Genomic DNA, 12289 nt, shown 5'->3' with positions numbered 1-12289 from the left:
ATGATTACCAATGAAAATACCAATCGAATATCTATTTGTTTTTTTATCATTAACTCAGTCTTAGCGAGTAATGTATTCGCAAAAGATGATGATGAAAGCGAAAACCGCTTTATAGACTTTATCGAAATAGGCACTAGTTACGAATACAGTGACAATATTTATAAGGCATCTGATGATGAAATAACCGGTAATACAAAAAGTGCCGATATCAGTGTTGGCTATAAAAAAGTATTACCGACAACCAATATTTCATTGAAATACAATGCAGAGTATTCAGATACCAGTGAAGATGATCTCGATGATAGCAATTATTGGATTGGTGTTTCTGCACTATCTCAACAAGTATTTAGCAAAAATCTTGTTTTCAATTTAAATCATGTTCGTCAGCGCTATATTCTTAATCAAAATGAAGCAGCGCTAGAAAGTAATACCGATGAAAAAGATTCATTAAGCGGCGGGCTACAGTGGTCAATTCCCTACTCGGCTAAATCGTCTTTTGTACTTGGTCTAACGCGTTCACAAGTTTGGTATGATGATAACGACTCAAATGACTACGGTTCAAATATAGGTAAAGCAAGCTGGCAATATGCTCTTGATGAAAGATCGCAACTACAACTCATTTATACGGGTAGCCAAAAAGACTTTAATAATGTTGATTACACTTATACTGAACACAATATCGATGCTGTATTAGTTCGTGAATATAAACTAGGTAATTACTCTTTCGATATCGGACAAAGCTGGATAGAGACAGACAGTAGTGACTATACCAGTACCAATTATGGCTTTAATATTGATGCAACAATCCGACAACATTACTTAGCCTTCAACGCATCCTATGAACTAACCAACACCGCAGACCAAATTGGCACTGGTAACGATATAGATTCAACGGATTATGAAATCTACGAACAAACGAATTTGTCAGTACAATATCAATACAGTTCAAGTAATAAACGACTAACAAATTCATTGCGCTTATATTATATCAACGACCAAAATATCGATGACAGTGATTCACTCGATAAAGATCAATACGGTATCTATGGTGGAGTTAATTGGGCACTAACAAATAAGTGGAGCTGGAACGTTGCCTTTAACTATTACGAATTACACTACGAAAGTAGCGGTACTAAAAAATATACAGATACTGAAATTAGTACTCGATATAACTTTACCTCCTCGTTGTATTTACAACTTTCAGCAGCTTCTGAAAACCTACAATATGTCGACAGTTCAAACGACTATCAAGAACAGGTTTATACGACTCGTATTGCCTATACTTACTAACATAAGACTTTGTTAAGGATATTTTTTGAAAAATAAGACTCAAAACTTATTAATTGTTGAAGATGATATTGGATTACAAACCCAACTTAAATGGCATTTTTCCCAATATAACGTCGCTGTTGCAGCGAACTTAAATGATGCCATTGCAGCAATACGCTTACATGAACCTCAAGTTATGGTTCAGGATCTGGGTTTACCACCAGATCCAGAAGGTGTTACCCAAGGATTTGCATTAGTACAACAAGCTTTAGAAATAAACCCACATATGAAACTGATTGTTATGACTGGGAATGATACTAACGAACATGCATTAAAGGCAGTTAGCTTGGGAGCTTACGATTTCTACAGTAAACCCGTTAACCCTGAAACGTTAGAGCTTATAGTCGAACGCGCCTTTCACATGCATCACCTTGAAAGTAAAAATAGAACCTTTAATTTATCCCAAAGCAGTAATCTAGAAGGCTTAATTACAAGTAATGACAAAATGTTAAAAGTTTGTCGATTAATAGAAAAAGTAGCACCTACAAGTGCAGCTTGTATTTTACTGGGAGAGAGCGGAACAGGTAAAGAAGTCTTAGCAAAATCGCTACATACCTTAAGCCCACGCAATGACAATCCTTTCGTTGCAATAAATTGCGCCGCTTTACCTGAAAACTTATTTGAAAGTGAATTGTTTGGCTATGAAAAAGGCGCATTTACAGGTGCAGTTAAAAGTACGCCTGGTAAATTTGAGCTAGCCGATGGCGGCACTGTATTTCTTGATGAAATAGGTGAAATGCCATTATTACTACAGGCTAAATTACTGCGTTTTTTACAGGAAAAAGTGATTGAACGAGTTGGCGGTCGAAAACTCATTCCACTTGATGTCCGTATTGTTTGTGCAACCAATAGAAACCTTGATGAAATGATGGCCAACGGCAGCTTCCGAGAAGATCTTTATTACCGTGTTGCTGAAATACAAATTGATATCCCGCCTTTACGAGAACGCAGCTCCGATAAAGTACTTTTGGCGAATTACTTATTGAAAAAATACACTCAGGAAGAAAAACTAAAAATAAGTGGCTTCAGTGAAGATGCCATTAATGCTATTGAGTCGTACACTTGGCCAGGTAATATTCGAGAGCTAAAAAATAAAATAACACGTGCGGCAATTATGTGTGAACAAAAATATATTAATGCTGAAGACCTTGGCTTAAAGTCAGTCGATTCATCGCCATTAAATTTAAAAGAAGTCAGAGAATCAGCAGAAATAAACGCATTAAAAACAACATTAAGTGCGACTGGATATAATGTATCTGCGGCAGCTAAATTATTAGGTATTACGAGACCCACATTATACGACCTCATTAAAAAACATAATTTGAATACGGATGAAAATTCTCACTAATTAATCGCCCTTAAAAGTAATGAGTAAAATCATTTAAACTAGGAAAAGACTTATGAAACAAACTACGCTTAATATTCAAGTAAAAAAGGCCTTAACGACTTTATTACTATCAAGTGCAATCGTCCTGACTGGTTGCGGTGAAGCAGAGACAAAAGTAGAAACAATCAATATCGAACCTTATATTCAGCAAGCTCAATCTTACTTACAAACAAGTCAATTTAAGCCTGCAATTAGTGCTGCAACTGATGCAATCAAAGCAGATCCAACCCAAATTGAAGGTTATATAGCCCTTGCTAAAGTAAATGAAAAGTTAGGCCGCCCACAGCAAAACATAGACTTACTAGAAGCTTATAAAGGCACACCTAATAGCGAATATTACTTTACCCTATTAAATGCTTATCAAAAATCAGGCAAACTCGTTTCATCACAACAATTGATTGACGATAACCTCGCATTATTACAAAAACAACCGCAGCGCTTTGAATATGCAAAAGCTCAGCAGTTACTTTTTAAGAAAGAACTGACTCCAGCTAAAAAAGCCTTTGAAGCATTACTTGATTCTGCAGATTACAAAGTCGACAGTATGCTCGCTTTAGCTAAAATAGCAGCGACAAATGACGATATGGACGATGCGATGAGTATGCTCGATAACATACTGGCTATCGACGATCAAAACACTGAAGCACTATTCTTAAAAAGCGCTATTTATCTCAATCAGAATGATTTAGAAAATACAGAAAAACTGCTAACACAAGCATTAAGTAGCTTACCAACAACCGATATATTCACAACTCAACGCATTCAAATTATCCAAAGTTTATCAAATGTCTTGACGCAACAAGGACGCAGTGCAGAAGCGATGATTTACTCGCGTATTTTGGCAGAAGAATTCCCGGCCGCAGAACCCATTACTATCCAATATAATCGTGCCGTCGAGTTATTTGAAAATCAGCAATTTTCTGCTGCCAAAGAAGTGTTATTGGAAATTCTAGACAATGCACCACAATACAAAAAAGCATCAACACTATTAGGCCTTATTTATTACAAAGAAGGTGATCCACAAAACGCAGAAAAATACCTTGCTGATATCGTTGATCCTGAAGTATCCCCTCTCAAATTAACAGAGCTTTATATTGCGACTCAACTACAACAAAATAAACCAGACAATGTACTACCACTGCTAAAATATATTCCAGAAGAAAATAGAAATGCAGATACTTGGGTACTTTATGGTAATGCCGCATTACAAGAGAAAAACTTCACCGATGCAAAAATGGCATTAGATAAAGCTTATGCATTAGATCCAACATCTATCAAAGTTATTTTATTAGAAAACTTTTATTACAACAGCTTGCCAGAACCTCAACCTGAGATTGCATTACAAGCATTATCAAAAGCACTATCGGCAGATCCTGATAACGCAATGATTCAAAATTTATATCTACGCCAATTGTTACGCCTTGGACAAAAAGAGCAAGCTGATAACTATGTAGAAACACTACGTAAAGGCGAAAACAATGCCAATGAAACGCAATTAATTATCGCCAATTATTATATTTATCAACAAAAAACAGACGCAGCAAAACAAATTATAGAGACACTACTTAGTTCGGATAGCAACAATCTTCAAGCACTCTATACTCTCACTAAAATAGAGAATCTAAACAAAGATTGGGCCGCGTCACTTAGCACTTATAAAAAGATTATTGCGCTTAGCCCTGAAGATATTAATGCTTACAAAGGGCTGATGATCAGTTTAGTGCAATTAAAAAGGGATCCTTTAACACCCAATGAATACTTACCGAAGAACTACCAAGCAAGCGTACTTGCATTAACCTTAGCGAGTTTTACACTGCAACAAAATAAGCTCGACTTAGCAGCACAATACATTGAAACAGCGGAAAATGAATTACCGAGTAAATATCAAGGCGCACTCGCTGAATTAACACTTCAAATTGAGCTGAAAAAAGCCATTCGTGCCTATTCACAAACTGATTACCCTGAATCACGAAAAATATTGATGGCAGCAATTCAAACGGCGCCTGAAGATACAAGACTATTAAGCTTATTAGTCCATATAGAAATCGCATCCGGCCAATATGATGAAGCTCAAAAAATCACCGAGCAAATTCAAACAATATTACCGGACAGTTCGTTATCTACATTGTTAACAGCCGAAGCATTTGTAGCCAAAGGAGAACGACAACAAGCGATTACGGTACTCGATACTTACTGGACAACAAACAAAGATGATAAAGTCGCTGAGCAGTTATATATTCAGCTATTAAGAAGCAATGTTGAGCAAGCATCTACATTCTTAGAGCAATGGGTGAAAGATTTGCCAAATAGCCTAACAGCACTACGTTACCAGGCGATCGAATTACAAAGCGAAGAAAAAATAGAAGATGCATTGAAAAACTATGAAAAAATCTTAGCTAAAAACCCAAATGATGTCATCACGTTAAATAATGCGGCTTGGTTATATTCGCAGGATAAGAACCCTCGTGCATTAACACTGGCTAAACGTGCTTATCAATTAGCTCCGAATAATGGTGCAATTGCCGACACCTACGGCTGGATTTTATTTAATAATGGTGATAAAGCACAAGGTAAAATATTAATTGAACAAGCGATTAAATTAATACCTAATGAACCAAGTATTAAAGAGCACTTTGACATTGTAAATAAAAGTTAAATTCAACGCATTTCACCTCCCTTTAATTAGAATAAAGGGAGGTGAATCCTTCTATACCCGTTACCAATCAAGATGCGTTTATCAGTCGCTAACTCGGATACCAAGGCAAGGCGTAACATGATGACCTTTCGAGCGATTAACTGCGTTAATCCTCTATCGGTAGATGTAAAAACAAGACTTTACATCTTTAATGGCTAGTCCTTATCGAATGTTATAACGCAGTATTGGTGTTCGAGCTGGTGACCCGCAGGGCAAGACGAGAGGCAAACATCTTCGTTGTTATAAAGTCTCGATTTAACCCGTTAGATCTTCACCTTTATGCCTCGAATCTGCTCACCTCTCGTCTTGCTGATTTCTGCATCTTGAATGGTAACGGGTATATATCAATCTCGCATCCCCTCCTACTTTGTACTAAATGCCCCATTATTTTTATAAAAAAATTCTGAACACATAAAAAGACAATAAAAAAGCAATCAAAAAACAAAACATAGATCACTAAGTGTCAGCAACATTTACACTAAAAAGAAAACAAATAAACAAAAACAAATAAGTAACTGATAAATATAGATAATAATTAATGGCACAACATATGCAAAACATCAAATGCAAATTAAATTTAAATGTTTAATAAAGTGTGAAATTTAAACTAAGGATATTACAATGAAGAAAATCATCTCATTATTCACAATGGCATTGATGCTAATACTTGCATCGGCAACTGCTTCTGCAACACAAATAACAGGCACCATTGAATTTGCAGGTAGCTCGACTTATGACGCAACCGATACAGAAGTCATCTCAATCTATTTTGGTGACGCATTGGTAACAACAGCAACGGGCACTTTTGCTGATGAAGGCCTTATCGGATGGAGTACAGAAGCAATATTTACAGACTTAGATTTAGCCTCAATCGATTCCATTGATTCACTATGGACTGCATTAGGCTTTTCATTTGATCTTGTCAGTATTACAGATAATGAAGTTGACTACGATGATAATGGGGATGCCGTTTCTGTAACGGTCTCAGGTACTGGATATATTTCTTATGAAGGCTATGAAGATACCCTTTATTCATGGATATATACCAACCAAGCGAGCGGAAGTACATTCTCTGCAACTTCAACATCAGTGCCAGCTCCAACTGGAGCCGCGTTATTAGGTTTAGCACTATTAGGTTTTGGTTTTTCCCGCCGTAAAAGTGTATAAAACCAATACTTAGATTTAATTTGCAATTTCCCTAAGGTTATTCAAAACCTTAGGGCCCCTCGACACCCTATATTGTTTAATGCATCTTAAAACAAGAAAGGTATATAATGAGCCTACTTGTTTTACTGAGAATAAAATTATGCAAAAACAATCTGTTAAAATACTGCTAAGCCTCGACTATGAAATTTTTTTTGGAAAACAATGCGGCAGTGTTGAGCATTGCATAATCAAACCAACCGAGCTTTTATTAACCATCTTAGATAAATATAATTATAAGATGAGCTTATTTGTGGATGCCGGTTTTTTACTTCAACTTAAGAATCAGGCTGTAAAATTCCCGCAATTAACCGCACAATACCAACAAATTAAACAGCAATTACTACAACTTTCCTCCCAAGGGCACGATATACAATTGCATATCCATCCTCACTGGCAAGATAGTTATTACAATGGCGAAACCTGGGAAATTAATACTGAACGCTATCGTTTACATGACTTTAATCCACAAGAAATTAATCAAATAGTCAAAAGCTATAAGCAAGAACTTGAATCGTGCAGTAAACACCCAGTATTTGCTTTTCGCGCTGGGGGCTGGTGTTTACAACCTTTCGATAAAATTAAACAAGCACTCAAGGAAAATGGTATTTGGCTAGATAGTACAGTTTTTTCCGATGGTCATTCGGATGATCCAACTCGTTGGTTTAATTTCCAAAATATGCCTCAACAAAGCTATTGGCACTTTGATGATGATCCCCTTACTTCTAAAGAAGACGGATATTTCACTGAATTGCCAATTAGCGCGACTAAAACATCACCGTTATTTTTTTGGAAATTAGCTCTTCGTAAAAAGTTTGCAAGCCACCTATTCGCCCCGTTTAGCGATGGTCAAGCGATGCGTGCCAGCCGCAGTTATTATATCGAACGGTTAACTAAAACAACCTACGGTCCTGTTATGATTGACGGACTTAAGGCAGGCCAACTAGAACAAGCTTATCGAGAGCATCTAAAAAAAGCCGACGAAAATGCGATTTTCAATGCAATGGGTCATCCAAAAACCCTCTCTCCCTATTCATTAATGAAGTTAGAAGCATTTATAAAAGCCCATCAAGAATTATGCTCAATAACTTACCAAGACCTTCTGTACCTTAAAAATAAACAGTAATATTGTTGTATACCAATGATCAATGAATATTCATTTTTGTCAGGTTTCTTTACAGTTAATTTTAAATTCGACATATAAAAAAGCCACTGGCAAAGTGGCTAAAAAAAATACAACTCATTCGCGAAAATCAGATGCCATATTGCTCACGGTAATTTCTAACCGATTCAAGGTACACTTTCATTTCAGGTTTACTTTCTAAATAAGTCACTAAATCACTTAATTGAACAATAGAAATAACGTTAGCGTGATAATCTCGCTCAACTTCTTGAATAGCGGATAATTCTGCTTTCCCTTTTTCTTGACGATCTAATGCAATCAAGACACCTGCTAATTCAGCATGATGAGCTTGAATAATGTCCATCGATTCTCGAATAGCCGTACCCGCTGTAATCACATCATCCACCAGCATGACTTTTCCTTGTAATGCAGAGCCAACGAGACTGCCACCTTCACCATGTGTTTTTGCTTCCTTACGATTAAAGCAATATGGCAAATCTAAACCATAGCTATCTGACAGGGCAACGGCGGTTGTTGTTGCAATAGGAATACCTTTATAAGCGGGACCAAATAACAAATCATAGTCGATACCAGAATCCATTAATGCAGCAGCATAAAAGCGCCCTAAACGTGCTAAATCTCGCCCGGTGTTAAATAACCCTGCATTAAAGAAATAAGGGCTAATTCGTCCTGATTTTAGAGTAAATTCTCCGAACTTTAATACTTCTTTTTCTAATGCGAATTCAATAAACTCTTTCTGATAATCTTTCATGTTAGTCCTCTATCTCCAATGATTTTTTCTGCGCCTTAATCAGCGTCTCAATGCCACCTTTTGCTAAACTTAGCATTTCTAATAATTCTTCATGGCTGAATGCACCATCTTCAGCTGTTCCTTGAATCTCTATCATACCGCCTGTTTCTGTCATTACCACATTCATATCGGTTTCAGCATTGGAATCTTCAGCATAATCTAAGTCACAAAGGGGGGTTCCTTTGTATATCCCAACGGAAACTGCAGCAATCATCTGTTTTAACGGACTCGATTTCAACTTACCTTTTTTTACCATCCAGTTTAGCGCATCGGTCAATGCAATGCAGGCACCTGTAATAGCAGCCGTTCGAGTACCACCATCAGCTTGAATAACATCGCAGTCAACGGTGATCATATTCTCACCTAACGCCTTCAAATTCACCGCCGCACGAAGCGAGCGAGCAATCAGTCGTTGAATTTCAAGTGTCCGCCCACCTTGTTTTCCCTTCGAAGCTTCCCGATGATTACGTGTATGCGTTGCACGAGGAAGCATCGCGTATTCTGCGGTCACCCAGCCTTTACCTTTTCCGCGCATAAACGGTGGTACAGATGTGCTCACAGAGGCATTACACAACACTTTTGTATTACCTATTTCAATAAGCACCGAGCCCTCAGCATATTTTGTATAATGTCGGGTTATTTTTATATCTCGATTTTGTTGTGGGGAGCGATTGCTAGGACGCATAGATAAAAAAGCCTTTTAAAAAATGAAGGCATAGTATAAAAGTAAACTAAATAGAGGTCACGAGAAGAATTGAGTGGAAAAGCTCGAAAACCAGCGTTTTCGAGCTTAAAAGCGTAGGCTAAATTATTTAGGTAACTGATCAATATCAGTGATATTTTGCTCTCCCTGTAAGCGTAATAATGGTTTCCCTCTAAATTTTTCCCCTTGCACTTGCACTAAAATCTCTTGTCTATCTTTACCACGTAAAAATATATCGTTATAAAAACGCTTTACTTCGTTTAAACTCACATTCTGTAGAGATTTAATAAATTCTTGCTTGGTATTAATATTTGATTTCATGCTCAGCCACTGACTGCTCAAATACGAAAACTCAGAGCCTAATGATGATGGCTTCGCTAAATAATTAGCAATATGCGCATCTTTAACCGCTAAGAACTTATCTTCCGTGGTTGAGTTTAACAATTCGCTAAACCCTTCGATAAAGGCACTAAATCGACTATATAACTGCGCATTACTCGCTACTGGGCTTTGCGTAAATAGACCAAATGCAACGGAATCATTAATAGGAAAACTTGCACTAAAAGGAGAGTATGTTAACTGCTCCTGTGTCCTAATTTGATCGTAAAAGGCAGGCCGTAAAAATTTATTTAACAACTCTGCCGTCGCCAACGCTTTATAGCCTTGTTTGTCCGTTAAAAAGACAACCGCTAAAGCATCGTCCTGTAATTCTGAGTTTAATGAATAATTTAATGGACCCTGTTTCGTTTTCGCACTAATTCGCGCTAATTTATAAAAAGGTTTCGTTTGAATATTAACCACGCTCTGTAGCTCGGTATCTAGGTTCAAAACCTGTTCACGACTTAGATTTCCTAACGCTAATAAACGCAAACTCGATTCTCTAAATACTCGACTCGTAAACTGTTTAATATCATCTAGCGTGACCGTATTGATTTCAGTAAGCAATGTTGCATCTGACCATGAAGGTTCTCTGACAACTTGTCTAAAGCCATTCAGAACTAAGTTCATTCCTTTGCTTTTCACTTTATTACTAAGACGTCTTTGAATTTCCTGTTTAGCTAATTCAAGTTCCCGTTGATCAAATTCTGCCTGCTTAATATCATTCAATATCTGCAATAATAATTTATCTTGTTTATCGCTATATCCTGATGTGTTTACTTGTAAACCATTTTCATTATTAATTGAAAAATTCAATCCCGCTTCTTGCGTTACAAAATTAAGTTCAGCCAACTGCTTGCTCATCATATTTAAAAACAAACTCATCACAATCCGAGATTTAGCACTTTGATCTGCAATATTACTATTGAGTTGTAACTTAAGACTTGCCTTTGGTTCATCTAAATAATGGCTTTGTTGAAACCATACGGAATGTCCAGGTTTATCAATCAATTGGACCGCTTGATCTGTATCTGTTTTTTTGACCAACGCTAAATTTTCTGGCATCCATTTATTACTACGTGGCAGTGATAACGAAATTTTATTGGCTTCCTTCAGCCAATCTTGCTGAACCTCTTTATCAATAACCGTCTTCGTATATTTTCCTTGATAGAATGGGATTTGAGTATCGCCATTTGCATTCGGGGTCAATTCAAAAACCCTAACGTTATCCGGTGTTAATTCATCGAGTAGCGCAGTAATATATGTTTTATTGAAACTATCAAGACGATATGGAAAGAAAAGTAAATCTTGATTTGGGTAACTTTGCATATTTGCAGATAAGGACATGACATAATCGAAACCCGATTGTTTGGTTAAGAACTTAAACCGCGTATCTAAACTTTTCTTTTGCTCTTGAAACTGCAATTCATTGATGCCCTTTTTCTTTACTAACTCGATAAAGGAAAACATACTAGCGATAATTTCATCTTGATGATCAACACCCGCTTTCGTTAATTTAAAGTCCATTGTAAACTGAGAATATTCTTTACTGTACGATGGATAAAAACCACTCATCACCGACTCAACCAAGCCTGCTTGTTGTAAATAATCCGATAAGCCACCATGATGATCCGAACCTAATAAACGGCTAATATACCCGCCGGGTTGAAACATATACTTATCTTTCATGCTTGGCACTAAGAAGTTAACTTCTAATAATTTCACATCCGCAGTTGGTTTTACTTCAACTTTAATTGCGCGCTGATTATCGGTCAACATTGGTGTGGTAATAACGGGTTGCGCTATGTTTTTATTCGGAATTTGACTAAGATATTGACTCGCAACTTTTTCTAATTGCTCAAGAGAACGCGGTCCAGTTAGCGCAACTTTCATTAAATTAGCGGAATAGTTTTCATTGAAAAAGTGGACTAATTCATCCTGTAATTTACTATCGGGTTTATCAATCAGAGTGGTTAAATTACCGGTACTAAAACGTGCAATGGGATGTGCTGGATTTAACGTATAACGTTGCAATGCATAGAGCTTTCGCATGTCATTATCAACATAAGTTTCATTTTCAGCATCAACCGTATGCCTTTCTTTTTCTGCATATTTAGGATCGAGTAATGGTGCTCGCATTACATCACTCAACCGGTCTAACGCTTCCCCTAAAAATTCATCATTAACTTCAAAACCATAAACCGTTCTGTCCTGTGCAGTATAGGCATTGGTATAACCGCCATGCTGACTCATAAACTTGCTGTATTCATTAATAACAGGGTAACGCTCTGAGCCTAAAAACAGCATATGTTCTAAATAATGAGCAAGCCCTAATTGTTTATCCGGATTATTAACACTACCAATTGACACTGATAACGACGCAGCACTATTTTCTAAATCTGGATCAGAAATAAGCAATACTTCAAGGTCATTCTGGAGACGAATAACTTGGTATAAACGCGGATCATTAGGACTTTTTGTTATTGATGTATTGGTAATCTTAAACGATTCCATATCGGCCCCAGATGGTGTATGTGAAACTGCAAAGGAAGCATTAGCGAAAATCAAACAGAAGCAAGGAAATAATGGAGCAATGAATTTAGTTGGGAACATTTAGGCTCTCTTATGCAGTTAAAAGTAAATAAATCAGACCTTTCACT

The 12289-nt window shown here is 36.9% G+C and carries 8 protein-coding genes; 5 read left to right on the top strand and 3 right to left on the bottom strand.

The annotated features are described in order from the left end of the window. The 5 genes from ACR30L_RS01320 to ACR30L_RS01300 all read left to right on the top strand — a co-directional run bounded on the left by ACR30L_RS01320 (position 1) and on the right by ACR30L_RS01300 (position 7740). Positions 1–1290: a hypothetical protein gene (locus ACR30L_RS01320; protein ID WP_435236250.1), complete on the top strand. Its 1290-nt coding sequence runs from the start codon at positions 1–3 to the stop codon at positions 1288–1290. A 25-nt stretch (positions 1291–1315) separates the two neighbouring features. Continuing rightward, positions 1316–2677, top strand: a complete 1362-nt coding sequence (gene prsR, locus ACR30L_RS01315; RefSeq protein WP_435236249.1) for a PEP-CTERM-box response regulator transcription factor — start codon at positions 1316–1318, stop codon at positions 2675–2677. Between the two features lie 52 nt (positions 2678–2729). Next, a complete protein-coding gene (locus ACR30L_RS01310; protein ID WP_435236248.1) occupies positions 2730–5372 on the top strand; it encodes a tetratricopeptide repeat protein in 2643 nt (880 codons plus the stop codon). 660 nt (positions 5373–6032) lie between these two features. Then, on the top strand, positions 6033–6578 hold the full coding sequence (locus ACR30L_RS01305; RefSeq protein WP_435236247.1) for a PEP-CTERM sorting domain-containing protein: 546 nt from the start codon (positions 6033–6035) through the stop codon (positions 6576–6578). A 139-nt stretch (positions 6579–6717) separates the two neighbouring features. Further along, entirely contained in the window at positions 6718–7740 is a 1023-nt protein-coding gene (locus ACR30L_RS01300; RefSeq protein ID WP_435236246.1) for a hypothetical protein, read from the top strand. A gap of 127 nt (positions 7741–7867) precedes the next feature. On the opposite strand, the gene pyrE is transcribed toward ACR30L_RS01300, so the two are convergent. The 3 genes from pyrE to ACR30L_RS01285 form a co-directional block, all read right to left on the bottom strand. Continuing rightward, entirely contained in the window at positions 7868–8509 is a 642-nt protein-coding gene (pyrE, locus tag ACR30L_RS01295) for an orotate phosphoribosyltransferase (RefSeq protein WP_435236245.1), read from the bottom strand. 1 nt (position 8510) lies between these two features. After that, the gene (rph, locus tag ACR30L_RS01290; RefSeq protein ID WP_435236244.1) at positions 8511–9233 is read right to left on the bottom strand and encodes a ribonuclease PH; all 723 of its coding nucleotides are present in this window, start codon (positions 9231–9233) and stop codon (positions 8511–8513) included. A 123-nt stretch (positions 9234–9356) separates the two neighbouring features. After that, positions 9357–12143: an insulinase family protein gene (locus ACR30L_RS01285; protein WP_435236243.1), complete on the bottom strand. Its 2787-nt coding sequence runs from the start codon at positions 12141–12143 to the stop codon at positions 9357–9359. Positions 12144–12289: the final 146 nt, after the last annotated feature.

This window comes from Psychromonas saccharinae (assembly GCF_051201515.1).
In the GTDB taxonomy this organism is placed as follows: Bacteria; Pseudomonadota; Gammaproteobacteria; order Enterobacterales; family Psychromonadaceae; genus Psychromonas.
Note: the sequence above shows the minus strand (reverse complement) of the source record. Positions and strands in the feature narration are given on the sequence as shown.